The 25559-nt window shown below is 39.2% G+C and carries 22 protein-coding genes and 1 riboswitch; of the genes, 3 read left to right on the forward strand and 19 right to left on the reverse strand.

Going from position 1 to position 25559, the window contains the following annotated elements:
* Window positions 1-100: 100 nt before the first annotated feature.
* Both DSOL_RS05285 and DSOL_RS05290 read right to left on the reverse strand, forming a co-directional pair.
* Entirely contained in the window at window positions 101-766 is a 666-nt protein-coding gene (locus tag DSOL_RS05285) for a TorD/DmsD family molecular chaperone (protein ID WP_075363832.1), read from the reverse strand.
* 31 nt (window positions 767-797) lie between these two features.
* The gene (locus DSOL_RS05290; protein WP_235838703.1) at window positions 798-1124 is read right to left on the reverse strand and encodes an ArsR/SmtB family transcription factor; all 327 of its coding nucleotides are present in this window, start codon (window positions 1122-1124) and stop codon (window positions 798-800) included.
* A 204-nt stretch (window positions 1125-1328) separates the two neighbouring features.
* Between DSOL_RS05290 and DSOL_RS05295 the strand changes: the two genes are divergently transcribed.
* Together DSOL_RS05295 and DSOL_RS05300 are read left to right on the forward strand one after the other, a co-directional pair.
* The gene (locus tag DSOL_RS05295; RefSeq protein WP_075363834.1) at window positions 1329-1706 is read left to right on the forward strand and encodes a carboxymuconolactone decarboxylase family protein; all 378 of its coding nucleotides are present in this window, start codon (window positions 1329-1331) and stop codon (window positions 1704-1706) included.
* Between the two features lie 159 nt (window positions 1707-1865).
* Entirely contained in the window at window positions 1866-3287 is a 1422-nt protein-coding gene (locus DSOL_RS05300) for an MFS transporter (RefSeq protein WP_075363835.1), read from the forward strand.
* Between the two features lie 79 nt (window positions 3288-3366).
* Window positions 3367-3427: riboswitch (Fluoride riboswitch) on the forward strand.
* A gap of 452 nt (window positions 3428-3879) precedes the next feature.
* On the opposite strand, the gene DSOL_RS05305 is transcribed toward DSOL_RS05300, so the two are convergent.
* From DSOL_RS05305 to DSOL_RS05365, 13 genes are all read right to left on the reverse strand, one after another.
* A complete protein-coding gene (locus tag DSOL_RS05305; protein WP_075363836.1) occupies window positions 3880-4125 on the reverse strand; it encodes a thioredoxin family protein in 246 nt (81 codons plus the stop codon).
* A gap of 68 nt (window positions 4126-4193) precedes the next feature.
* Entirely contained in the window at window positions 4194-5144 is a 951-nt protein-coding gene (locus DSOL_RS05310; protein ID WP_075363925.1) for a permease, read from the reverse strand.
* Window positions 5145-5198: 54 nt separating this feature from the next.
* A complete protein-coding gene (locus tag DSOL_RS05315) occupies window positions 5199-5489 on the reverse strand; it encodes an ArsR/SmtB family transcription factor (RefSeq protein WP_075363837.1) in 291 nt (96 codons plus the stop codon).
* Between the two features lie 477 nt (window positions 5490-5966).
* The gene (locus DSOL_RS05320) at window positions 5967-6371 is read right to left on the reverse strand and encodes an ArsR/SmtB family transcription factor (protein WP_075363838.1); all 405 of its coding nucleotides are present in this window, start codon (window positions 6369-6371) and stop codon (window positions 5967-5969) included.
* Window positions 6372-6432: 61 nt separating this feature from the next.
* Entirely contained in the window at window positions 6433-8637 is a 2205-nt protein-coding gene (locus DSOL_RS05325; RefSeq protein WP_075363839.1) for a heavy metal translocating P-type ATPase, read from the reverse strand.
* 278 nt (window positions 8638-8915) lie between these two features.
* Window positions 8916-9980, reverse strand: coding sequence for a M20 family metallopeptidase (locus DSOL_RS05330; RefSeq protein ID WP_075363840.1), 1065 nt, complete (start codon window positions 9978-9980; stop codon window positions 8916-8918).
* 1 nt (window position 9981) lies between these two features.
* Entirely contained in the window at window positions 9982-11907 is a 1926-nt protein-coding gene (locus DSOL_RS28695) for a S9 family peptidase (protein WP_075363841.1), read from the reverse strand.
* Between the two features lie 260 nt (window positions 11908-12167).
* Window positions 12168-13154, reverse strand: a complete 987-nt coding sequence (locus DSOL_RS05340; RefSeq protein WP_427854377.1) for an ABC transporter ATP-binding protein — start codon at window positions 13152-13154, stop codon at window positions 12168-12170.
* 10 nt (window positions 13155-13164) lie between these two features.
* Window positions 13165-14133 carry an ABC transporter ATP-binding protein gene (locus DSOL_RS05345; RefSeq protein WP_075363843.1) on the reverse strand — a complete coding sequence of 323 codons (969 nt, stop codon included), beginning with the start codon at window positions 14131-14133 and terminating at the stop codon, window positions 13165-13167.
* Window positions 14134-14144: 11 nt separating this feature from the next.
* The gene (gene opp4C / locus DSOL_RS05350) at window positions 14145-15032 is read right to left on the reverse strand and encodes an oligopeptide ABC transporter permease (protein ID WP_075363844.1); all 888 of its coding nucleotides are present in this window, start codon (window positions 15030-15032) and stop codon (window positions 14145-14147) included.
* A gap of 16 nt (window positions 15033-15048) precedes the next feature.
* Window positions 15049-16011, reverse strand: coding sequence for an ABC transporter permease (locus tag DSOL_RS05355; RefSeq protein WP_075363845.1), 963 nt, complete (start codon window positions 16009-16011; stop codon window positions 15049-15051).
* Between the two features lie 129 nt (window positions 16012-16140).
* Entirely contained in the window at window positions 16141-17820 is a 1680-nt protein-coding gene (locus tag DSOL_RS05360) for an ABC transporter substrate-binding protein (RefSeq protein WP_075363846.1), read from the reverse strand.
* 69 nt (window positions 17821-17889) lie between these two features.
* On the reverse strand, window positions 17890-18630 hold the full coding sequence (locus DSOL_RS05365) for a gamma-glutamyl-gamma-aminobutyrate hydrolase family protein (protein WP_075363847.1): 741 nt from the start codon (window positions 18628-18630) through the stop codon (window positions 17890-17892).
* 385 nt (window positions 18631-19015) lie between these two features.
* Here DSOL_RS05365 and DSOL_RS05370 point away from each other — a divergent pair, with 385 nt between their 5' ends.
* Complete coding sequence (locus tag DSOL_RS05370; RefSeq protein ID WP_075363848.1) at window positions 19016-20254, forward strand: M20 metallopeptidase family protein; 1239 nt, start codon at window positions 19016-19018, stop codon at window positions 20252-20254.
* A gap of 128 nt (window positions 20255-20382) precedes the next feature.
* Here DSOL_RS05370 and DSOL_RS05375 read toward each other — a convergent pair whose 3' ends face one another.
* The 4 genes from DSOL_RS05375 to DSOL_RS05390 all read right to left on the reverse strand — a co-directional run bounded on the left by DSOL_RS05375 (window position 20383) and on the right by DSOL_RS05390 (window position 25559).
* Window positions 20383-21846: an aminotransferase class V-fold PLP-dependent enzyme gene (locus DSOL_RS05375; RefSeq protein ID WP_075363849.1), complete on the reverse strand. Its 1464-nt coding sequence runs from the start codon at window positions 21844-21846 to the stop codon at window positions 20383-20385.
* Window positions 21847-22124: 278 nt separating this feature from the next.
* The gene (locus DSOL_RS05380; RefSeq protein WP_075363926.1) at window positions 22125-24143 is read right to left on the reverse strand and encodes a sigma-54 interaction domain-containing protein; all 2019 of its coding nucleotides are present in this window, start codon (window positions 24141-24143) and stop codon (window positions 22125-22127) included.
* A gap of 309 nt (window positions 24144-24452) precedes the next feature.
* The gene (locus DSOL_RS05385; protein WP_083642329.1) at window positions 24453-25205 is read right to left on the reverse strand and encodes a creatininase family protein; all 753 of its coding nucleotides are present in this window, start codon (window positions 25203-25205) and stop codon (window positions 24453-24455) included.
* A 12-nt stretch (window positions 25206-25217) separates the two neighbouring features.
* The gene (locus tag DSOL_RS05390) at window positions 25218-25559 is read right to left on the reverse strand and encodes a thioredoxin family protein (protein ID WP_075363850.1); all 342 of its coding nucleotides are present in this window, start codon (window positions 25557-25559) and stop codon (window positions 25218-25220) included.

The raw sequence follows: 25559 nt of genomic DNA on the forward strand, positions 1-25559 counted from the left end.
GTGCTTCATACATCCCTGTAAGTACCACCCAGTCATCGATTAGATCAATCAACAAAAAACTATCCCCCCGATTTACATCGAGGGGTAGCAACGCCTTATATTATTCAGTTCGCTCCATTTTATCCGTTAATCCTTCTTTTTCCTCTTCTAAAAAACCCCTTAGCAAATATGCCATGCCTCGATAAAAATCGGTATCCGCTTTCATCTCTAACACTTTTACAAACTCCAACATCCACGAATTGAGATGGGCCTGAAAAAACTCTACTTGCCATTCTTGCAGCCGTTTCTGATCCTCAACCTCTTGGGCAAGACTGGTACGGCGACAAAGCTCAGCCATAAAGAAGAGCTCAATGGCGACATGATCTGGGATGAGATCCCAGCCCTCCGCAAAGACAATCTCCCACTCTCCTAAAATACGATGCATCTCCTGAGCTGGTTCTTGCCATAGACGCCCATACGTCCCATCAATATTGCGATGGGTATAGCATGACTCATACGGAAATGTAAGTTTGAGGCCAGGCACATTAAACAAAGCATCATAGTTCAGTTGAAGTTCTTCAAAATACTTGGGGGCTTCCTCTGCTTTTTTTAGGGCTTCTAAGAGTTCCTCTTTGCCAAAAATGTCAGGCAACCCCATTTGAAGTTGCTCACGAAAACTTGGATTGAGCCACGAGTCATCAATTTTCCGAGCTAAAGACCCTGCAAACAAGTTATATAGAACTGCACGGGTTTCCGACTCGTTTTGGAAATCCGCAGCCTGAGTCATTGACTCGCCTCCTTAGTCTAATCTTACATTCTTAAGTAGGGCATCCTTTAGCATGCATTAGCCGTTCTTCGTCTTCCTCGACCTTTGGAAGCGTGGGCAAAAGCAAGCCAAGAAGCGAATGTTCCCCATTCAGCGAATAATAAATCCATTGCCCTCCCCGGCGTTCATGCACAAAGCCCGTTTGACGCAGCCGCCTCATATGTTGGGACACCCCAGGCTGGCTTATTCCTAAGACTTCGGTCAAATCACAGACACATAACTCCCGACCCTGCAGTAACGCTAAAATTCTCAACCGCGTTTTATCCCCAAGCACCTTAAATTCTTCAGCCATCTCCTCAATGCGCGGTTCAGAGCCCAAACCCTTACCCCCTTTCCGATACTCGTACATTCCTTATATAAGTATATTATTATATGTTTTCTAGAATTGCAACTTTGAATTCATATTCCAAACTACCCTAAATTTTTTCAATTTTGCCTCTTGCATTTTGCGAATTAAGTGCTAATATGATTATATTATCACTTTCTAATATAATCATATCGCAAATTAGAGGAGGCAAAACCCATGTCAACTGTAAAACTCATCCAAGATCAAGATGCATCCCCGGAGGTTAAACACATTTTTGCTCACCTTGAGGAAGAAAAAGGAATGGTCCCGCCTACGTTTCGTGCCTTAGCGAACTTCCCCGATTACATGAAGGCAACACTCATGAAGATGAAAACTGTCATGGCCCCTGGAAAAATCGACGCTAAAACAAAAATGCTGATTGCCTTGACCACATCCATCAACAACAACTCAGACATGTGCATCGCCAGCCATACCAAACAGCTAAGGAACATGGGAGTCACGGATGAAGAACTCTTGGAAGTTATCGCGGTCATTGACGGTACAGTTGGGCTGAACCGAGTTAATACAGGCCTTCGCATCTTCCCTCAAGAGTAAACCCCTCCAACCCGGGAATGACCGAATTAGCCCATGCTTTTCAGATCAGTGAGCTAAGGTTAAAGCGGTCATTCCGGATTCTTAAACTCGAAAATAGTGTACAGGTTACGAATGCCGTGGTCCAAGCTGTCCTCAGTATTGACTAAGGAGGTTAAGAATATGTCGACTCCTATATCTACCGTACCTGTAGCAAAACAAAAACGTTCTTATGTTTTAGCTTGTGTTGCTACAGGTGCCTTTCTCTCCACGTTTGACGGTGGAGTGGTTAACGTCGGACTGCCACGTATGGCAGCAGAATTCAATGTCAGCCTGTCCATGATTCAATGGGTGCCCTCCGTTTATTTGCTGACCATGTCTGCCTTACTCCTAATTTTTGGAACATTAGCTGATATGTTTGGACGAAAAAGAATCTATAATGGTGGGTTTGCTTTAGTCGCCATTTTTTCATTCCTCTGTATTCTGACCAATAATGTCTACCTCTTGATCCTTACCCGAGTTTTGCAGGGGGTTGGTGGGGCAATGATCATGGCCAACGGTTTAGCCATTGCCACAGAGAATTACCCCCCCGAGCAACGTGGGAAAAACATTGGTTTCCTTGGATCAGTAGCCGCTATTGGCAGCCTGGCAGGGCCTTCGCTCGGTGGGATCGTGATTGGTCTCTGGGGCTGGCGCATGATTTTTGTTCTGATTACAATTGTGGCAACCACTGGTTTCTTAGCCTCACACTATATCATTCCTGCAGATCATGGTAAGGAACGCTCCAGTAAGAAGTTTGATAGTTGGGGAGCCCTTTACGTCATCATTGGAATGGTTAGTTTCATCTACGGCGTCTCCAATCTCAATGATTTTGGCTGGTTGTCCCCGACGATTCTTACTAGCGGTACAATTTTTATTATCAGTCTTATCGCCATCGTTATCCGTGAAAGAAAAGCGCTTAACCCCATTCTAGACTTTGAACTCTTTAAAATGCGAATTTTCTGGACATCGATTGTTGCCGCTCTTATTTCCTTCATCACCATGTATTCCAGTACCGTGCTCCTCCCCTTTTACTACCAAAAAGTCTTAGGATATACGCCTCAACTTGCTGGACTGTTTATGATGGCCTTTCCCCTCGGCATGGCGGTTATGGCAACCTTCGCCGGACGGCTCTCTGACAAAATCGGCTACACCTTTTTAACCAGCAGTGGTATGATTCTCAATGCCCTCGCCTTAGTTCTCTTGGCCAACGTCGGCGAGAAAACTCCGGTTATCCAAGTGATTCTAGCCGTCTTCGGCATGGGGGCCTCCTTGGGCCTTTTCCAAGCCCCGAACAATTCCTGTATTATGGGAGTGGTCCCTAAAAATAAACTAGGAGCAGCCTCTGGAATAAGCCAACTGGTTAAAAACTTGGGTATGGTCTTAGGGATTACCCTTTCCGTTGCTATTTTCCAACATAGCATGGACTCCAAGGTTTCCCTCGCCTATGTTCCCGCTTTTTTGCATAGCACTGGGATCGTCTACTATTTAGCTGCTGGCTTAAGTATCATCGGTGCCCTGTTTTCCCTTAATCGTGGGGGCAAAGGGATTGCTAAACCTCAATAATCCAGTTAAGTTCCAGATGATCCTAAAATAGTTCTGACACTCTGACAACGGCATTAAAACTAAAAATTGCTGTGCTAAAGTTATTTCAGGTGATGGGGCTCACCTTATAAATGCCAACAGCTAATGGCTCCTACTTTCAAAGTAGGAGTCAATTTTGTTTTCTTAAAATCATTCGGAATATTTAACCAGTAATCTTTTTCATAAAGAGGTCTGCAATACTTACGTATATATAGTAGGCATTTAAACTATTTTTCATCCTAAAAGGAAAGGTGGGAAATTTTGTTGACAAACTATTTTATGAAAATTTCGATTTATTTGCCACGATGGGGATCTTGCTATTCTACAAATTCTCGGAACAAAACGGGGCTGTAACAAAACTTAGTTTTGTTACAGCCCCGTTTTGTTATCTACCAGCACTATCATCCTGAGGAGACCTCATCTCCAGTAAAAAACAAGCCACCACCCCGTTTTCCAACCTAGAATCACCCCTTCCATCTCATGTGGTCTACCCCCAAAATAGGGACTAGAGGTGCTCCCTACACCCCTGTAAACACAACCCCATCATCGATAAGATCTCGGGGGCACACTATGCTTATTGAGGCAAAGCTTGTTTTAATATCTCCACCACGCGCGCGCGGTTGGGAACTTTCCCCACCAGCTTGACCACTTCATCAATAACGAGAGCCGGAGTACTCATCACCCCATAAGAGATAATCTCGGCCACATCCTGCACTTTTTCGATCTCCACGACAATCCCTAAATCATCAACGGCCTCTCGAACAACTTTTTCTAACTTGGCGCAATTAGAACAGCCGGAACCTAAAATCTTAATATTCATCACAAGTCACTCCTTATTATCTTTGTCAGCAATTTGGCATTATTACCTATTGCTATGACTAATTCAAGTTAAACAAATATCCAATTAAACAAATACCCTACGAAAATAATCGCTACCGACATAATCCCCACAAAAATGCCAAGTAATTTAGGTTTTAAAACTTTGCGCAAAATAATCATTTCCGGCAAACTTAAAGCGGTAACGGCCATCATGAAGGCGAGAACCGTACCTAAAGCCATCCCTTTTTCCATCAGTACATGGACAATGGGAATGATCCCAGCTGCATTGGAATAGAGTGGCACGCCGATAAGCACTGCCAATGGAACAGCAAGTAGGTTATCCTTTCCAGCATATTTAACTAAGAAATCAGCAGGTGCATAGCCATGCATTGCGCCACCGATGGCTATCCCAATAATGACATACAGCCAGACCTTTTTCAGAATGTCCACAACATATTCCCAAGCATACTCTGCCCGTTCTCTCCAAGTTAAGGCCGCCAATTCTGTTTCGCCCATTTTAATGTCGTAAACATACCCCTCCACCAGATGTTCCAGTTTAAGTTTTCCAATCACCAATCCGCCGACAATGGCAACGGTAATCCCAGTAGCGATGTAAATAGCTGCAATCTGCCAGCCAAACATCCCCCAGAGCATGATCAAGGCCACTTCGTTCACCATCGGCGAAGAGATAAGGAAGGAAAAGGTAACCCCCAAGGGTACCCCAGATTCTACAAAGCCGATAAAGACCGGCACTGCGGAGCAGGAACAAAACGGGGTCACGATCCCTAGCAAGGCCGCCATAATATTCCCAACATATTCTCGTTTACGGCTTAAAATTTTCTTAGTACGTTCCGGTGGGAAAAAGCTACGGATCAGTGAAACCAAAAAGATGATCGTGCCCAACATTAAAAAGATCTTAATCGTATCATAGATAAAAAAATCAACAGCGGCACCTAGGTGGCTGTTCGGTAGAAGCCCAAATAGTGTGTAGGCTACATAATCAGCAAACATTTGGAGCATAATAATCAGTCCTCTCATTAGTAGGTTCTTCTTGCGTCCTGCTTGTGTCCTTCTTTACATTCCGTCCGCCCTCTCTTCCGCTATACAGTAATAGACGAATTTTCCCCTTCTGCGTCCCTCTACCAAGCCCGCATTTTCCAAAACCTTGAGATTACGTGAAGCTACGGATTGGTTCATCTGAAAGTGATCCATCAGTTCGCAGACACATAGTTCCCCTTTTTCTAAGACCCGAAACATTTTAAGGCGTGTTTCATCCCCCAAGGCCTTATAGCGTTTAGCTTCCTGGCGGATTTTACATTCATCATTACCCAAAGCCAGTCTAGTCATTGGCAATTCTTTAAACAAATGGTTCATCTCCTCTAAACACAGTATCGCGCTTGCCTCATCAGTCTCAAATGGTTTATGTTATTAATTATACTAAGATATTCATATATGTCAATATGTAAATATACTAATATGCAAATATACAAATACTATTATTAAAATGAGAAATGAGAATGGACTCCAAGGTTTCCCTTCCCAAGTTACTGCCTTTCTACATAGCACTGGGATCGTCTACTATTTAGATGCCGGGTTAAATATCATCGAAGCCCAGTTTTCTCTTAATCTTGGGGGCAAAGGGATTCCTCAACATCATAATCCAGTTAAGTCTAGCTACTCCTAGCCGAAAATCCGCGAGAGTAACGATGAATCCTTTATCCGGATGTGGCACTAGTATAGAAATTTTCACATTCCGATCTGCCAAAATAATAAAGATCCAAAGTCATAATAAAATGACCTTGGATCTTTATTATTTAGTGATAGATTATGAGCGTTACCGAATTAACCCTCGTCGATATGCTCCAATCCCTGACGATAGAGTTCTGAGACATGAGAGTCATGCACAGAATAGTAGACCATCTTCCCCTCACGCCGGTATTTGACAAGATCGCTATTCCGAAGCACCCGCAGTTGGTGAGAGGTGGCTGATTGGCTTAATCCTAATAATTCAGCCAGATCACAAACACAGAACTCCGATTTTGCCAGGGCATCCATAATTCTGATTCTCGTCGGGTCACCCAGCGTCTTAAATAACTCTGACAAGCTATTCGCCCTGTCAAGGGTAATCAGTTGGTCTGAATACTTATCAATCACCTCATGATGTACGCATAAGCAGTCACACACGGCGTCCTCTACAGATTCATGCTTATCGATAGCGGCATCAGCCTCTGGCTTTTTCAGTATCATACTACTTTCACTCCGAACTTAAAAATAAATAGCCCTTGTACTTTCATTCTACCATAGAGTGCTACCGTGCCGCCACTTTAACCGTTCGCACTAACGAAGCTTCCGGAAGGGAATTTTTCGGGCTGTTATACCACCTAACCCGCATGGCGTTCATAATCGCGAGCAAAGCGACGCCTTCGTCAGCAAAAATTGCCACCCACATATTGGCCAGTCCGAAGGTTGCCAACAAAATCACCAATAATTTTACACCCAAAGCAAAACCAATGTTTTGCCAAATAATCTTCTTTGTGTATCGAGCAATATGGATAGCCTCTAGGAGCTTGCCCGGTTGATCTTCCATAATCACGACATCCGCAGCCTCAATCGCTGCATCTGACCCTAAGCCACCCATAGCGATCCCCACATCCGCCCGTGTCAAGACAGGTGCATCGTTGATTCCATCGCCCACAAATGCCACTTTACCCTGTCCTTTTGCTTGACTGAACGTCTCCAGCCAAGCAACTTTATCCTCTGGCATTAAATCAGAGTAATATTCGCTCAAGGCTAGTTCTTCCGCAACTGCTTTGGCAACCGCCGGGTTATCCCCTGTAAGCATAACCGTCTTCAAGCCCATCTGGTTCAAGCCAGCGATCGCTGCTCTGGAATCAGGCTTCACTCGGTCAGAGATAATCAATTGCCCAACATAGTCGCCGTTTACGGAGATGTAAACCTCTGTTCCTAACCCCTTAGCAACCGTAAGTCTTGGAGTCAAAATTCCGGCTTGCTCCAATAGTTCAGCTTTACCCACTAACACGGTCTTTCCATTAAAGATAGCTCGAATCCCTTGTCCGCTTACTTCCTCATAACTTAGCAAGCCTGTCAAATCACTGTCTTTCAAGACTTTTCCATACTTCTCGCGAATCGATTTAGCAATAGGGTGAGGAGAGTGAGCTTCCGCTCTGGCTGCTATTTCTATAAGTTCCTGCTTGGTATACCCTTTTGCCGGGCTGATTTCTACAACTTGGAAGACCCCTTCTGTCAGAGTTCCCGTCTTGTCAAACACCACGGTGCGAAGATCTGTCAACGCTTCTAAATAGTTCGCTCCTTTGATCAAGATACCGTGGCGTGAAGCGCCCCCGATCCCCCCGAAATAGCCCAAGGGAACAGAGATCACCAGCGCGCAAGGGCAAGAAATGACCAAGATTGTCAGCGCCCTATAGAGCCAATCTTGAAAATTTCCGCCACTCAAAAGCGGAGGCACTAAGGCAATTCCTAATGCTACCACGACAACGGCAGGCGTATAATAGCGGGCAAAGGTCGTAATAAACTTTTCCGTGGTTGCTTTGTGGGTACTGGCGTTCTCGACCAAGTCTAAGATCTTTTGTACGGATGATTCAGCAAACACCTTCGTAACACGCACCGTCAAGACCCCAGTTGTGTTGATCATACCGGCTAAAACGGTATTTCCCACTTGGACTTTTCTCGGCACCGACTCACCGGTCAGAGCAGACGTATCGACAAACGAACTTCCATTCACGATTTCGCCGTCTAAAGGAACCTTTTCTCCCGGGCGAACCAAAATCTGCTGACCGACCTGCACTTCTTCGGGATCAACTTTGAGCACATCCAACTGATGAACTAGATTGGCATACTCCGGACGGAAATTCAGCAAGGCCTGAATAGAATGACGAGAACGGTTTACAGCCCGTTCCTCTAAGTATTCACCCACGGAGTAGAACAACATGACAGCAACAGCTTCAGGCAAGGCATGAATGGCAATCGCCCCGACGGTTGCCAAAGACATCAGAAAATTCTCGTCAAAGAGTTGTCCCCTGAATAGATTGCGAACAGCCTTGGCTAGGACTTTGTAGCCTACTATAAAATAAGCCGTTAAGTTAACCAAATATTCAATAATTTCCCAAGAACTGTTTTTCCAACGTGACTCAAAAACCAAACCTACCGCAAATAACACACCCGCAATCATAATCCTTGTAAGTCTCCGCTTATTCTCCTTAGCCGCAGCAGCAGTATTATCCGGAGTAGCTACTTTTTGCTTCGTTTGGATCGGAACGAGTGTTACTCCCGCCTCAATTCTCTCCATAATATCCTGAGCCTGCACGACCCGCGAAGGAGGTAAGAAAACCGTCTTGATCGCATAGTTGATCGTTGTCTCTCCTATTCCTTCCGTTGCACTCAGCATTCTCTCCATTTTCGCCGAACAATTGGCACAAAATTCCCCTTCAATACGATACTTCACACGTTCTTCTTTAGATAGTTGTTCCGTCATCTCTTCCCCTCCAAAAAATTGCTTCATAACAAATCTAAAATACCAAGCAAACTTTATCTATGTTCATATGTTTAACTGTTCATATATAAATTAACACGACTTTCGTGAAATTGCAATCAAAAGATTAGCTCCTCCAATTTGGCCGGATATTGCCTTACTTAAGCTCCCACCTCCTGGGGCCATTGGGCGATCTCAGTCATAGAATGCAAAACGACTCCACAAGAAAGTGGAACCGTCACCGTTTTTTGCCCATTACTCAGCAGAATTAATGGCCCGTACTAATGAAAGTTCATAATAAAATTTTCTAGAATTTTTTCATAATCATAGATAGACTGAACTAAAACATACTCTCCATCACCATGCCAAAACTCTCCCGACAGTCCGAATTCAACGGAAGGTATTCGTTTCTTTGTAAAGAATCTTGCATCGGACGAACCATGTTGAGCTACAATGTTTAATTTTTCGTTGTGAGTAATCTCCCTTATTGAATCGGTCAACTGCTGCACAAAGTGATTTTCAGGTTGGATGTTGACACTTGAGCCAATCATGTTAACCACCACATCCCCAGTGACAACACTCTCAATTTCTTTGATAATCCGTTCAGGTTCAATATGAGGAACAAATCTAATATCCAATCCGATCCGACATTGATCAGGGACTTTATTATACATACATCCCCCTTCTATAACAGCCAAATTTATTGAAGAACCGCTATAAAATTCTGATTTTTCAGCCATGAAAGGTAAACTTGATACTTTATTGAAAGTTTCAAGTGCTTTTAAAATAGCATTATTGCCTTCCCAAGGTCTGCTCCCGTGTGCAGAACGTCCGTATTCAATAATATCCAACCTTATGAAGCCCTTTGCTTGTAAGCCTATTCCTAAATCCGTAGGCTCACCGCAAATAACGAAATCAGCTGTATAACCATTTTCGACAAGATACTGACTGCAGTTGTTTCCTCCTTCCTCCTCATCCGAAACTAATTGTAGCATTACCTTGCAGGGAAGGTTTTTATCTTTCAGTTTGATGATCGTGTTCATCATGGCAGCACAACCTGCTTTCATATCAGCTGCGCCTCTGCCGAATATTTTGCCTTCTTTTTCGTAGGGTTGGAATAATTCTTTTTTCCCTGATACTACATCCAAATGACCGTTGAGCGCTATCTTTTTATTCCCTTTTCCAATTTCGCAGAGATAGCTTTTATAACCCTTATTTTCAATTATTTTTCCTTTGATACCGTGATTGTCCATATATGTTTTTGCATATTCCACTGCTTTATTGGCATTTTCTTTTATGGAGGAATCAATTTTAATCAATTCACTGGTTAATTCATTAGTTTGCATGTTATTCCCCCTTGCTTAGGTGCATATCAAACCATTTCAGCAATTCATAGAATCTTTTTGCTTTGTTTAACGGTTTACCTTTCGTTTCATAAAAATGATTTTCATCTTCAAACAAACAGAATTTTGATTCTATACCAAAGTATTTTATGGCACTGAACATTTGAAGAGATTCAGTGTAATTGCATCTAGTGTCATTTTTCCCATGAACAAATAGCGTGGGTGTTTTGACTCTGTTTGCAAAGGTAAGAGGAGAATCGTTTATGTAAGCTTCCATGTTATTCCACAGATCAATCCCGCCAATATAATCCGACATATAAGCATATCCGATATCTGATGTATTGAACATACTAACTGCATTACTAATGCCTCTTTCGGAAACAGCAGCACTAAACCTGGTCGTATGGGATATAATATAATTTGTCATATATCCCCCATAAGAGCCTCCTGTTACCCCCAGCCTGTTTGCATCGATATTTGTATACTCTTTTATAACCTCATCGGTAAAACCCATCAGATCATAAAAGGCATATGAACCAAAGTTGCCTCGGATATCTGAAAAGTTATTTCCTTTTCCGTCGCTCCCTCTGGGATTGCAGAAGAATACAAAATATCCATTGGAAGCTAATATTTGCATCAGATGAGAATAGGTATCGGTGTAAATCATCCGGGGACCACCATGTATACATAAAACACCGGGATATTTTTTGCTTTCATCAAAATCAACAGGTTTAACAACCCATCCTTCTATTCTTGTCCCATCAAGGTTAGTGCAGCTTAGTGGTTCAGGCCTCATAACAATACGATTGTCTGTCAGCCAGTCATTCAAATTCGTGAGCTTGTATTCTTTTCCGTCTCTTAAGGAATATATTTCGTGGGGGGACTGTGATCTCAAGCCTATAAAAAGGATACTCTCGTTTAAAACCGCAAAGGAATCTATTGTGCCGGGTTCAAAAGAGAGTTTTTCATGCTTGCCGGTTTTATTAATTTTATTTAGATATGCACCATTTTCCTCAAGGGTTAAAAAATACAATTGGTTATCATATACATAAAAATCACTCGATTGGCCGAATCTTGCATCTGTTATAATGGATTTCCCTGAAGGGCTTTTATCAAAGCCTTCTGTGATCTTACTTTGTTTTTTGGTGTTTAAATCAATCGTATAGAATTCATGATTTTCATTTCTACCGTAAGTCTTTAAATCTGATCCTGTAAAAATAACTGTTTCTTTATCTATAAAAGCGATATTGGAAATGCTTAAGGAATTTTCAGCTGATATGATCTCGATTTTCTCTGACTCAGCATCTATAAAATAAATATTATTTGATTCGCTTTTTATATATTTGTCCATGATTGAACTGATAAATGCAATTCTGTTTCCCGATTCATCAGCTACCATACTTACGATATGAATATCGTCCCCGGAAATTTTTACTATTTTCTCATCAGAAATTCCGTACGAAAAAAGAGAATTCCTATAATTGGCAGATACGCCTATGCCTTCTGCATAGAAAGGAAGTTCCGTTCCTTCCTGAACATTTTTCGTCCGCTTAATAATAGAATTTCTGCTGCTGAAGATCACTTTATTGCCGGAAAACACGAATTCCGCAACATTCATTGGAATAGAAAACATTTTTTCACTATAGTTTGTATCTATATTATGTTTATAAAAAATACTGCTATCTTCTTCTATAATAAAGTATATTATAAAAGCATCCTTCCAAATATAATTTTTGACACTTCCTACAGTGCCCAATTTTCTCAACTGATTGCTATCAAGATAAATAAGCCAAAGGCTATCATCATAACCATTACTTTTCAAATTAGCTCTATTAATAATAAAAGCAGCCATATTCCGCTTTTCATGCATTTTTAAATTTGAAAGAACTTGATTTTCAAGAAAATCATCCCTAGTAATATTTGTCTTCATTGACATCCCCCCTTCCGGAATTTAATAGCCAAATAAATTCTAAACGTCCTGCAAATGATTTACCGCACGCTATAACCATAGTTTAACAATGATGAGAGCTATAAAAACGGCTAATAAAATAATAAAAAATCTTGGCAATATTAATTCAAACATTGCTATAGTTAATGCAAATATATCTTTAAAATCTAAACTGTCTTTTTTATTTTTTTGAATTTTAATCACCTACTCTTCAATGAAAAACCATTTTCAAAAATCATTACTCAATAAAGATGGCAGCAAACATCATGATCTGTTTCTATTGTTTTCATCTGTGGAACTGTTTCTTTACATACCGGCATTGCATGAGGACATCGAGTATGAAATTTACATCCCTTTGGCGGATTTGCAGGGCTTGGAACATCTCCTTTTAGAATAATCCTTTCCTTTTTCTCTTTGGGATTGGATTTTGGAACTGCAGACAGCAAGGATTTTGTATAGGGATGAAGAGGATTTGCAAATAAACTTTCACTTGACGCTTGCTCTGCAATTGATCCAAGGTACATCACACCTATTCTGTCACAGAAATACTTAACAACTCCCAAATCATGGGATATGAATAAATACGTCAGTCCTAAGTTTTCTTTCAAGTCCTGCATCAAAGTAAGTACTTGAGCTTGAATTGAAACATCCAAGGCTGCAAGCGGTTCATCGCCGATTATAAATTTTGGAGCAAGTGTTAAAGCTCTTGCAATAGCTATTCTCTGTCTTTGGCCTCCGCTGAATTCATGAGGATATTTTGTAACACATTCTCCTCTCAGACCGCAAAGTTCCAATAATTCTCTAGACATATTGATAGCTTCTTTTCTTTTAGCTATCCCGTGTTCAACCAAACCTTCCGATACGATTGTCCCGACATTCATTCTAGGATCAAGGCATGTTCCGGGATCTTGGAATATGATCTGCATATCACGCCTTAGGCTTCTCATTTCTTTATGATCTAAATACTGTTTCTTTTCTACGTCAAAAATCAATTTTCCATTAAAAACTACAGATCCGTAAGTGGGTTTCAATAAATTTAGAATTGTCCTTCCTGTTGTAGATTTACCGCAGCCTGACTCACCCACAAGTCCATAAATTTCACCTTTTTTAATCGTAAATGAAATATCATCCACTGCTTTGACTGCTCCGGTTACTCTTGAAAAAACGCCACTACATATAGGAAAATACTTTTTCAAATTATTCACTTCCAGAATATTCTCAGACAAAATGAATCACCTCTCAATTATACAACCAGCATCTGGCTTTATGATTTGGTTTTATTTCTTTTAATTCCGGCATTTTTTCTTTGCAGATGTCCATGCATTTGGAGCATCGGGGAGAAAATGCACACCCTTTCGGTTTGCAAGTCAATGTTGGAACCATTCCGGGAATACATATCAGCTTAGTACCTCTTTGAATACTAACAAGTCTGGAATTAAGCAAACCTTCTGTATATGGATGCAAAGGATTATCAAAAATATTTTCCGCCGTGGTGTATTCTACGATCTTTCCAAGATACATAACAGCCACTTCGTCCGACATTTCTGCAATGACACCCAAATCATGTGTTATTAATAAAACGGAGGTATTAAAATCATTCTTCAAATTCTTCATAAGCTCCAAAATCTGAATCTGTATCGTAACATCCAAGGCTGTTGTAGGTTCATCAGCAATAAGAAGCTTCGGGTTGCAGCTCAAAGCCATGGCAATCATTACTCTCTGCCGCATACCTCCGCTTAATTGATGAGGATATTCATCAATTAGTTTTTCAGCTCTGGGCAGTCCGACCATTTTTAACATTTCTATGCTTTTTTCCCTTTTCTCATTACCTTTTAACTTCAGATGTATTTCCAAGGCCTCTCCAATTTGATATCCAATCGTAAAGACAGGATTCAATGCGGTCATAGGTTCCTGAAAGATCATTGCTATATCATTTCCTCTGATAGACTCCATTTCATTAGTTGATAATTTTGTCAAATCTGCACCATTGAATATTATTTCTCCACTTTCTATAAAACCGTATGGCTGAGGTAATAATCTCATGATTGAAAGGGATGTAATGCTCTTTCCACAACCTGATTCTCCAACTACTCCCAGTACCTTGCCTTTCTTGATGGTTAAGCAAACATCATCAAGAACTCTTAGTGGTCCTTCAGGTGTTTTAAAACTTGTTACAAGGTTTTTTATATCAATTAATGTTTCAGTCACTATTCCACCTCCTATTGGGTAATTTTAGGATCCAATGCATCTCTTAATCCATCACCCACAAAATTTATAGACAATACTGTTAGTAGAACCATCAATCCAGGCGGTACCCACAACCACCACCGATTGGTCAATGTGCTAAAATTCTGTGCTGCAGACAACATATTACCCCAACTGGGAACAGGTTGTTCGACTCCCAGCCCGAGAAAGCTTAAACCGGCTTCAGATAATATACCCTGTGCTATTCCAAGAGTCGCATATACAATAATCGGTGCCAATATATTTGGAATAATATGCTTAAAAATAATTTTTCTTGAATTTAATCCCAGTGCTCTGCTGGCTTCAATGAATTCTCTCTGTTTTAATGACAGGACTTCAGCTCTAACAATTCTGGCAATTCTTGGCCAACTTAATATTCCGGAAATAAACATGAGGTTCCAAATACTCGGTCCCAATATTCCAGCGATAACGATTGCAATTAGAAAAAACGGAAAACACATGAATATATCGACGATTCTCATCACAATTAAATCAACAGCTCCACCTTTATATCCACCGACAGCACCCAGCACGACACCTATCAACACAGAAATTACTGTTGAAACAATACCAACGCTCATGGATATTCTGGTTCCGTATATCAAGCGAGTAAACACATCTCTCCCCAATTCGTCAGTACCCAACCAATAGTTTGCTGATGGTGCCTGGTAGATTTTTGACATGTTTATAAAATCTCTCTCATATGGAGTTATTAACGGAGCAACGATTGCTGCAAAGACCAGAATTGTAAGAATAACTACTCCGAACATGGCCAATTTATTTCTTTTCAGCTTTTGGGAGGCAATTTTCCACGGAGATACGCCTGAAACAATATTTTTATGATCAATATCAGTGCTTATCATGCTCATATTTCTCCTCTTAGTTGTATTTTATTCTTGGATCCAAAAATGCATATAAAATGTCTGCCAACAAATTTGAAGCAAGTATAAAAAACGCAATCAACATGGTACTGGCCGTGACAAGCGGGTAATCCCTGTTGAGTATGGCCTGATAAACCAAAGTGCCCATTCCCGGCCATACAAAAACAGTTTCAGTTAAAATTGCTCCGGACATCATATATCCCAATGACATGCAAACTACTGTAACGATTGGAATTAATGCATTTTTAAGAGCATGTCTGTAGATTACGACCCTTTCTTTCACACCCTTTGCTCTTGCTGTACGTATATAATCCTGAGTTATGACCTCAAGCATTGATGATCGGGTATATCTCATCAAAGAAGCCATATTAGTCAGTCCTAAAACTGCGATGGGAAGCACCATGTGATGCAAGTGATCAAAAAAACTTCTGATTCCTGTATAACCACTGCCAATGCTTTGCATTCCCGAAATAGGAAACAGGTCCAAATCAAAAGCTAAAAATTTGATCATTAACATGGCTAAGAAAAAGACTGGAATTGATAAGCCAATAAACGAAAATACGGTAACAATATAATCAAATACAGAGTATTTATGAGTTGCTGAAATCACGCCAAGTGGAACTGCGATTAAAACACTAATACTTAAAGAAATCAAGGTTAAAAATATTGTGTTTCCATAACTTCTCATAATAACGGAGACTACCGGCTCTTTATATCTTATTGAGAAGCCTAAATCCCCTTGGACAGCTCTACTTACCCACTTTACATACTTGACCGGTAGAGGTTCATAATACCCGATGGCGTTTAACATATTCTCCTTGTCCGCCGCGGTAAAATTCGGATCAATCATACTTGAATACGGATCACCCGGGGCAAGATTTATAAGCGAAAAAATGATAATTGAAATGCCAATTAGAACTGGTATCATTAAAAGCAATCTTCTAGTTATGTACTTTCTCATTTATGACCCCCACCTTATACACAATATCACTGCTTATAAGAACTTCGATTTCATTGCATACCTATTGTACAAGTATTACATAAAAAGTCGGGCAGCCATAATACCTAGTATTCTGGCTGCCCAAACCATTTACTTTTCCAGATACCAGTTTTCAATTTTATAGTAATAAATGCCTGCAAAAGGAGTAAATTCACGGTTTTTTAATTTTCCGGAATATACTATGTTCTCGTCCCAATGATACCTGTATATGACAGGTAATTCTTCATTTAGCAGCAAGCCGATCTTATTGAAAATCCCTACCCTTTCTTTTTGGTCAATATGCGTAAGGCTATCATTTATGAGCTTGTCAAGTTCAGGATTTTTATACCTTATGAAGTTGCTTCCTGAATTTTCGCCCAGGGGTTTGATATATTTTGAGAGATAGAATTTCGATAAGTCACCGTCATTTTCATTCCCCTGTCCTATAAAGGCAAGCTCGAAGTCACCCTTTTTGGCCTGATCAAACATGACACTAAATTCCATGATCTGTAAATCCAATTCGATTCCAACATCTTTCAGATTCTGTTGGAGGAGCGGTGCGCTTTTTTCGGTGACAACATTGCCCTTACTATATTTAAGAGTGAATTTGGCCGGTTTGCCGTTAATATACATTTTCTTTTCATTTTCATTATATACCCAGCCAGCTTCTTTAAATAATTCTAATGCTTTTTTAGGATCGTATTTATATTCTTTTAATTCTTTAGGAGATGCCCAGAAGGTTGGAGGATACGGGTTGTTTGCTATGACGCCGTGCCCTTCCAATAGATTATCGACAACTGAAGCACGGTCCATAGCATATGCAAATGCCTGTCTGATCTTCTTGTCCTTGAAGGCGTCCATTGTGAGATTAAAAGCCAAATATTGATATGCGTTTTGTGTAAGTGGTTTAATATTAAAACCTTTGGATTTGTACAAAGTCTCATCTGCCTTAGATAAATTGACCATATACATTTGATCAATTTCGCCCTTCAAAAGCTGAGCTTGTGCAACGTCCATGTTTGTCTTCTGCAAAATAATTTTTTCAAGTTTGGGAGCTCCACCCCAATAATTATCGTTACGGGTAAATTCAATGTATTGGTCCGGAACAAATTTAGTCATTTTAAAAGGTCCCGTCCCGATTGGATTTCTTAAAATATCTGTAGCCTCCAATGCTTTAGCTACCGGAACCTTTTCCCATATATGCTTCGGAAATATTTCGAAATTAGTGCCAAAACGGAGAAAACCGGAAGCAAAAGTATCTACAGTGGTAATTTCAATTGTCTTTTTGTCAATTACTTTTATGCCTGCTAAATCTTTTGTTTTACCTTGCTTGAGATCATCAACGCCTTTAATGGCACTAATAAATGAGGCGCGTGCCCCTTTATAATCCGGATACCCGACATATTCGATGGAATACTTGACATCATCTGCAGTAACAGGCTCTCCATCCTGCCATTTTAATCCATCTCTCAATACAAAAGTAAAGACTTTTCCATCCGGTGATGCACTCCATTTTTCAGCCAGTTGCCCTTCGAATTCACCCTGGGTATTATACCTGAGAAGAGGCTCAAATACGAGTCTTGTTACATACATATCATAGGTGTCTGTTGCAAATGCCGGATTGAATATTCCTCCAGGTGAAGAAAATATTGCGGTTTTTAATACTCCACCACTGGTTATGGCTGCGGTTGTGTCAGCAGTTTTTCCTGCAGATCCGGAACTACAACCTGTGAGGCCGATGCTGAGAATTAATGCAAGGATCAGTGATAAGGATACTATCCTTTTTTTCATGAATACACACCTCTCTAATAATATATTACATACGACAAATGAACTACTTTTCAAAAGACCAATTGTGAATCAATTATGAATTTTTTCTTTTGAAGCTACATTTGTTAGTAGTTTAAATATATTGAGCATTTCTTCAGAATTTGGCACCATCATTTCCGGATGCCATTGAATTCCCAATATAAAATTATCTTCTTTGCTTTCTATAGCTTCGATTATACCGTCTTTTGCAATTGCTGTTACATTAAAATTTGGGGCAATCTTCTTTATACATTGATGATGAAAACTATTGGTTATAATTTTGCTTCCTAAAATGTTATATAAATATGAATCCTTCATAATTTCAACATTATGACCTGAAACATTTCTTTTTGAACTTTGCATATGTTTGATATAACACCCATCAACATAGGAAAGGTCTTGGTATAAGGTTCCGCCATATGCGACATTAATTATTTGCATTCCTCTACATATACCCAATAATGGTTTATTGAATTTTTTACAAAGCTCTATTACTTTAAGGTGATGTTCATCAATTTGAGGAAAAATAAACTCTAATTTCTGATGAGGTTCTTCACCATAACACTGTGGGTTAATGTCATATCCTCCAGAAAGAACTATTCCGTCTACATTCTTAATTTGGTTTTCAATAACATTTTCATCAAAAACTACGGGAATAATTGTTGGTACTCCCCCTGCCTTTTCCACTGCTTCTACATAGTCATTATTTACATAAGCCCTTTCTAGACCTGGAAACATTCCTCCTTCCATAATAAACAAACTACCTAGAATTCCAATAAGCGGTTTAGTCATGTTTGTTAACCCTTCTGCCTCCCGGCTAAAAATTATACTTAAAGTAATATAAAATGCAAAAACCATACCAATTGTTAAATGAAAACGGTTTTTATGAAAATCCTTTTTTATACCCTCAATTACTCATGAAAATAACATATGCTTGGAAATAGTCATTTAAAAACTTCAACATCGCACTAAATGGGAAGATTTAATTGGTTAAATTGGTTATATATTTAGCCTATTCTTTGCCTAAATAGAACCTTTTCAAAGAAATCGTGTCCGGCAAATCATGCCTTCGCTAGTTTGGCATGATATTTGCTTGTTATCTTATTTAGCATTTATCCATATCAATTGGTTATGCTCAATAAAGATGGATCTATCTCTGAAATCGAGGAGGAATATTATGCCAAGTATTACTAATGAAAAAATGAGACAGTTGGTAAACAAATATGAACAAAATGTTATTGAAATACGCAGGGATATCCATATGCATCCTGAATTGAGTTTTCAGGAAAAGAGGACCTCCGAATTAGTGGCAAGCAAGTTAGAGGAATTAGGTATCGAAGTCCGGAGTGGGATAGGGAAAACCGGTGTAATAGGCATACTAAAGGGCAGCAGACCCGGAAAAACTCTAGCCCTTAGAGCAGATATGGATGCGCTCCCTTTAGACGAAGAAAATGACTTGCCATTTAAATCAGTAAATGCGGGTGTCATGCATGCATGTGGTCATGACTGCCACACAGCTAACCTTCTAGGAGTAGCCATGATATTATCTGAAATTAAAAATGAGCTTTGTGGAACCATTAAGTTTATATTTCAGCCGGCTGAAGAAAACGGCGGCGGTGGCCGTGAAATGGTAAAAGAGGGGGCGCTAAAAAACCCGGATGTAGATGCAATATTCGGATTGCATGTCAAACAAATGCCTTTAGGAACGATTGAAGTTGGCCATGGAAATATAATGGCTTATTCCGATAGGTTCATATTAAGAGTTAAAGGAAAGCAAGCCCATACATCCAACCCGCAACAAGGGGTAGATTCCATAGTAATTTCTGCCAATATTATTACTGCTCTTCAGTCAATAATCTCAAGACAAATAGATCCCCTCGAAACGGCTACCTTTTCGGTGGGACAGATTAATGGAGGTACAGCTCCCAATATTGTTCCTGATCTGGTGGAAATGGTTGGCATGATAAGAAGCATGTCAAAAAATACAAGAGAGATCATTAAAAACAATATTGAAAAAATAGCAAAATCAGTAGCAGAGGGTATGAGCGGAGAATGCGAATTTATTTTTAAAGAAGGCTATCCAGCCGTATTTAATAATAAGGAAATGGCTGATTATGTGAAAGAACTAGCTATTGAAAGATGCCAGGATATTAAAGATGATTTAGATCTACAACTACCTCCTGAATTTGACCTGAAGGAATTAGTGCGGATTACGGATAAACCGTCGCTTGGCGCTGAAGATTTCGGGTTTTATTCACTCGAAGTTCCTGCTTGTTTTTTCTATGTTGGTGCGGGAAATCAAGCCCCAGTCCACAGTCCAAAGTTTATGGTTGATGAAAGAATGTTTAAAGTTAGTTTAAATCTACTGTCTTCTGTTGCAGTCAAATTTCTTAACCAGAATTCAATAACTATATAAAACTCAACTTTCGCAATGGGGCTAGCCCTACTCGCTCATTTGATATAGAATCGCGAAATAAGTTTTGCTTAACTATCAGAAGGAGCCAGCTCTAATTTGAGAGTTGGCTCCTTCCGTCTTTCTGCTGTTTAAAACTTAAACCATTCTTTGACGATATTCTCCTGTTCAGGGGAATGAATGCTTTTAAACTCGTTTAAGTAAGGATCGTAAGTATATTCATTGTGCCACTTTTTTATATTATTGACAGCCTGTTTTACTGCATCTGCAATATAATGTACCTCTTCATCTGTCATAATTGGATGTATAGATAATCTCACCCAACCGGGTTTCTTCGATAAGTCTCCTGAGTCGATAAAGTGGGTAATTTTATTGGATGTACTTTCATCGATGTTAAATAGGTAATGTCCATACGTCCCGGCACAGGAACACCCTCCTCTTGACTGTACTCCAAATCGGTCATTAAGTATTTTTACCAAAAGATTATAGTGGATGGTGTCTACATAGAAGGATAATACACCAAGACGATCCCTAATATTTTCTGCAAGAATATGAAGTCCTTCAACCTTGTCAAGTCCGTTGAATAGTATCTTCATTAGTTCTTTTTCCCTCTTAAGCATATTCTCAACGTTCATTTTATCTTTAAGTTCGAGACACAGTGCTGCCTTTATGGCTTGTAAGAATCCAGGGGTCCCCCCATCCTCCCGGATTTCTATGTCAGAAGAATACTTATGTCCTCCCCATGGGTTTGTCCAATCTACGGTGCCGCCACCCGGATCGTCCGGTATATTATTTGAATATAGTCTCGAATCAAATACAAGCACACCTGATGTTGCAGGACCGCCTAAAAACTTGTGTGGTGAAAAGAATATGGCATCTAATTTTTCTTCAGGGTCAGCGGGATGCATATCGATATGAATATAGGGGGCGGATGCTGCAAAATCTACAAAACAAATCCCCCCGTTCTGATGCATCAGCTTGGCCATTTTATGATATGGAGTCTGAATTCCTGTTACATTAGAGCATGCAGTAAAAGATCCTATCTTGAGTTTACGGGTACTGTACTTTTTTAATAATTTGTCCAGATTTTTAAGGTCAATCAATCCGTTTCGGTCAGGACTTATTACCTCTACATCTGATATAGTCTCGATCCACGAAGTCTGATTGGAGTGATGTTCCATATGGGTGATGAACACTACAGGCTTTAACTCTTCCGGGATGTTTACAAATGGACGCAGTTTTTCACTTATCTTAAGCCCCATTATTCGCTGTAGTTTATTGATAACACCGGTCATTCCAGAACCCGTCGTAATGATTACATCATTTTCATCGGCCTTGACATGCTCTTTTATCCTCTGATGTGCAAAATGGTAAGCCTGTGTCATTAACATTCCTGTCTCACTTGATTCGGAATGGGTATTTCCAACAAAAGGTCCGAAATTATTAATAATTGTATTCTCAATAGGGCCATACATCCGACCGCTAGCAGTCCAATCTGCATACACCATCTTGACATTGCCGTAATGCGTCTTAAAAACTTGATCATAGCCGATGGTATTAGCCCTAAACTCTTCAAAATAGTTTTGCAATTGCATTATTCATCCTCCATTTCAACAGTCAAATCAATATGGTAATATCTGTTATTGACTCAACGATAGTAGTTCATAATTTTAAATGCAAATATCATGCCAAAAAATTAACTTTCTAGTTAGACTTATAATAAGATTATTTTAGAGCAATTAAATGGGAATCCCTAAAAACTTATACATTTTCAAAAGTAATAAAAGGACCGAGGCCTCGGTCCTTTTATTACTTTTGAATTTCTGAAATTTTATATTCGTGATCATGGAGCACTTAATATTGGTTAAATTGGTTATATATTTGTCCTATTTTCAATCCATTTCATAAAAGCTTTTCCATACGCAGTTATTTCAGTACCTTTTCTTCCAACATTAGATGATACGATACCTAAACTATTTAAACATAACAGTATCCTTCTTATTTCACTTTCACTAGTGTTTATATCAAAGCCTCTGAGGGAATTTTCAATACTTTTTCTTCCAATGCTTTTACATTGGTCAACCATTTTTATTATTTCTAAACCTTTTGTAATACTGAAACTTCCTTCTATTACTGTCAATTCTTTTTCAAAGCTATTTTTTTGGAGTAATAGATAATATGGTAGCTTATCTAAAGTTGCCTTCTCTTCATTCATTAGTGCAATATAGGAGGCTACATTCTCAAGTTCCCTGATGTTACCCGGCCAATTATAATTTAATAAAAGGGAATTCACCTCATCCGTAAGCTCCAATTTATTAGACCTTCCTATAAAATATTGTAAGAGAGGGATTATGTCCTCCTGTCTTTTCCTAAGCGGTGGGATGTTAATGGGAAGTACATTAATTCGATAAAACAAATCTTCTCTGAATAAGCCTTTTTGTACCATTTCAAATATATTTTTATTAGTTGCAGCAATAACTCGAATATTAATATTTGTAACCCTTTGTGAGCCTATTCGCATAACCTGTCTTTCCTGAAGAACTCTTAAAAGTCTTGTTTGTAGCGAAAGAGGCATGTCTCCAATTTCATCTAGGAATATTGTGCCGTTATTTGCCAGTTCAAATAGTCCAACTTTACCCTCTTTAAGTGCTCCTGTAAAAGACCCACCTTCATAACCAAAAAGCTCACTTTCAAGTAGACTTTCATTAAAAGCAGCGCAGTTTACGGCAACAAAAGGTTGTTTACATTTTTTCGAAAAATTGTGTATCGACTGTGCAAAAAGTTCTTTACCGGTCCCACTTTCTCCTGTAATAAATACAGTGAGGTCTGACAGGGCAATTTTCTTGGCCAATTCGACGCATTCCACCATAAATCTTGAGTTAGTCTTTATAAAATCAAAACTATATCTTGCTATAAACCCCTTATCCCTTAATTTTTTACTTAAATTTTGTTCAAGCTGTTTTATATAGGTTACTTCCTGAAAATTATAATAGTAACCTGCATTTTCCCCAAGATAATCGATTTTATGTTTATTAATAATAATAAATTTATTATTAAATTCCATAAGCTCATCAATAAGATTCTCTTTATACAATATATCTTTTATTTTTTTGCTAAATAGCATATCAATTTTTTTATCAGCAATTTCCTCATCTATATTAAACATAACTTTAAACCTCTTGTTACTCAATGATATTTTATTATCATTATTCATAAGCAAAATGCCTTCATTTGAAAGATTCAATACCATATCAAGCTCTTCATTTTTTATATATAATTCCTTGTATTGGCTTTTTATACCATTATCAAGTGTTATTATGGTCTCAGAGTATTTTATTAGTCTACTTCTAATCTCTTTATTATCAATGCTAAGCTTATTAATAATCTGAATAAATGTTGATATATCAATATATCTGTTACCTGTATCAATTATTTTTTGTATATCTACTGGAACTCTATCACTTTCTCCTGGAGTTATGGCAATTTTAATATCACTGTAATTTCCACCTTCTTCATAGGGTATTAGATTTAAATGATTAATTCCAATCTGATAAAGAAGGGATACTGTTTCCAGTGTTGTTTCTTTTGTATCATTAACTACTAGTACCTTTGTATTTTTAGGTATGGTAAAAATACTATAAGCCTCTTTATCCTTGATGGTACGGTGTATTACAATAATATTTTCACTATTGCTTATATATCTTTTAGCTTCTACAGCCCTTTCTTTGGACATAGCTAAAATAACGTCATCTCTTATTAAATCTCCATCACTTAACTCTTTGAGGAAATAGCTATTTATTGCGACATAGTCCCTAAATATAATTTTCAAATTCTCCATTAAAAAAACTGCGAGTTTTGCATTTGAGTCAATAATTATGCCAATAGTTTTCATAAGATACACCCGCATTCTTGAATATACTCATTAGATTTTAAGGCTAGAAGTAAGCTTCCCAAGTATTAGTCTACACTTCCTGAGCTTAATAGTATAGTAAACATTCTGAGTTAAGGGACAAGATTTGAACCTTTTAAAGCAAAAATAACTGAACCCCGCTTTCAATCAGGGTCCAGTCAGTTTTTTACAGTTACTTGTGATACGGTTTTCCGGCGCTATCCCACTTAAAATCAATTCTCCGCACATACGCGAGGCGACAGTTGAATCCTTTTTCTTGCCATAAATTTCTAAGAGAAATATTTATGGAGTTCAGCTTTTTACTTGGTTGATACCCCAGTTCGTTTCCAAAAAATCCACAATACGATCGAGGGATCGTTGAACAAGTACTTCACCCTTTCCTTTTGTCGCCAGCATCGCATTTCCGACTGTACCTGATTGTGTATTTGAAGAAAGTTTTCCGTATTTTATAATCTCTGGAAACTCGTCTCTGATTTTTTTGGGCTCATTCACCCATTTATCTGTATCGCAAAGTTCTGGGTACAGATACATTAGGATCGAAGTTCCTGCTTCACTGGCATGAGAGTGCGCGGTTTCACCGGACTCGAGAATCCCCTGATCATGCGCTTTGACAAAACGCCAGAAATCTATTTGGGCACGTCGGATTTCTTCATGGTTTCTCAACATATACGCAATTTGATTGATCATGGGAACGTTGCCGGCATGCGCATTAATAAAAAGAAAATCCTTAAATCCCCATCGTATTAGACTATTTATTATATCCAACAAATACTCCTTGAAGCTCTCCGGTCTTATCGTAATCGTTCCCGGAAATTCATCCAACATTGCGGAATCGCCAACCTCCAATGTAGGACCGATTAGCGCATTCACCCTGTGCGATATCATCTCAGCGAGTTTGACTGCAACCAGGGTGTCCGATCCCAGTGGAAGATGCGGTCCGTAAACTTCGAAAGCTCCTGTAGGAATAATAACTACATTCGTTTGTTTCTTTTTTTCAACAAAAGCTGTCCAACTCATTTCTTTCATAAAATTCGTTTCTCTCATAGCGGACTCCTCCTATTCAAAGTTGCGTTCCGTCTGCAAAGAGCTGTTCAAAAACTGTTCGATCTCATCTCGTGTCTTTCGCAGTGTACTCACAAACCGTTCCAACTCTTTGCCCTCCCGAAATGCAATAAAGCTTGGAATTCCTAAAATATTATATTGCTCGCATAGCTCTGGCAAATCATCGCGATCAACCGCTAAAAATTGAAGTCGATCTGCATATACGGTTTCCACTTCTGGCATGAAGTGATTAATATAATGGCAGTCCTTGCACCAGGTTGTCTTAAATACGGCCACAGTCAGTTTAGCGGAATTAATTCGTTCATGAAAGGTTTGCTGTGTCTTCACTTTTTCCAT

The sequence above is a fragment of the Desulfosporosinus metallidurans genome, from assembly GCF_001936615.1.
GTDB classification, from domain to species: domain Bacteria; phylum Bacillota; class Desulfitobacteriia; order Desulfitobacteriales; family Desulfitobacteriaceae; genus Desulfosporosinus; species Desulfosporosinus metallidurans.

Coding starts and splice junctions, on each gene's coding strand:
- DSOL_RS05300 (WP_075363835.1), top strand. CDS start 1,866: ATGTCGACTCCTATATCTACCGTACCTGTAGCAAAACAAAAACGTTCT.
- DSOL_RS05370 (WP_075363848.1), top strand. CDS start 19,016: ATGCCAAGTATTACTAATGAAAAAATGAGACAGTTGGTAAACAAATAT.
- DSOL_RS05320 (WP_075363838.1), bottom strand. CDS start 6,371: ATGATACTGAAAAAGCCAGAGGCTGATGCCGCTATCGATAAGCATGAA.
- DSOL_RS05310 (WP_075363925.1), bottom strand. CDS start 5,144: ATGCTCCAAATGTTTGCTGATTATGTAGCCTACACACTATTTGGGCTT.
- DSOL_RS05360 (WP_075363846.1), bottom strand. CDS start 17,820: ATGAAAAAAAGGATAGTATCCTTATCACTGATCCTTGCATTAATTCTC.
- DSOL_RS05285 (WP_075363832.1), bottom strand. CDS start 766: ATGACTCAGGCTGCGGATTTCCAAAACGAGTCGGAAACCCGTGCAGTT.
- DSOL_RS05365 (WP_075363847.1), bottom strand. CDS start 18,630: ATGACTAAACCGCTTATTGGAATTCTAGGTAGTTTGTTTATTATGGAA.
- DSOL_RS05355 (WP_075363845.1), bottom strand. CDS start 16,011: ATGAGAAAGTACATAACTAGAAGATTGCTTTTAATGATACCAGTTCTA.
- DSOL_RS05380 (WP_075363926.1), bottom strand. CDS start 24,143: ATGAAAACTATTGGCATAATTATTGACTCAAATGCAAAACTCGCAGTT.
- opp4C (WP_075363844.1), bottom strand. CDS start 15,032: ATGATAAGCACTGATATTGATCATAAAAATATTGTTTCAGGCGTATCT.
- DSOL_RS05390 (WP_075363850.1), bottom strand. CDS start 25,559: ATGGAAAAAGTGAAGACACAGCAAACCTTTCATGAACGAATTAATTCC.
- DSOL_RS28695 (WP_075363841.1), bottom strand. CDS start 11,907: ATGAAGACAAATATTACTAGGGATGATTTTCTTGAAAATCAAGTTCTT.
- DSOL_RS05330 (WP_075363840.1), bottom strand. CDS start 9,980: ATGCAAACTAATGAATTAACCAGTGAATTGATTAAAATTGATTCCTCC.
- DSOL_RS05385 (WP_083642329.1), bottom strand. CDS start 25,205: ATGAGAGAAACGAATTTTATGAAAGAAATGAGTTGGACAGCTTTTGTT.
- DSOL_RS05325 (WP_075363839.1), bottom strand. CDS start 8,637: ATGACGGAACAACTATCTAAAGAAGAACGTGTGAAGTATCGTATTGAA.
- DSOL_RS05305 (WP_075363836.1), bottom strand. CDS start 4,125: ATGAATATTAAGATTTTAGGTTCCGGCTGTTCTAATTGCGCCAAGTTA.
- DSOL_RS05295 (WP_075363834.1), top strand. CDS start 1,329: ATGTCAACTGTAAAACTCATCCAAGATCAAGATGCATCCCCGGAGGTT.
- DSOL_RS05375 (WP_075363849.1), bottom strand. CDS start 21,846: ATGCAATTGCAAAACTATTTTGAAGAGTTTAGGGCTAATACCATCGGC.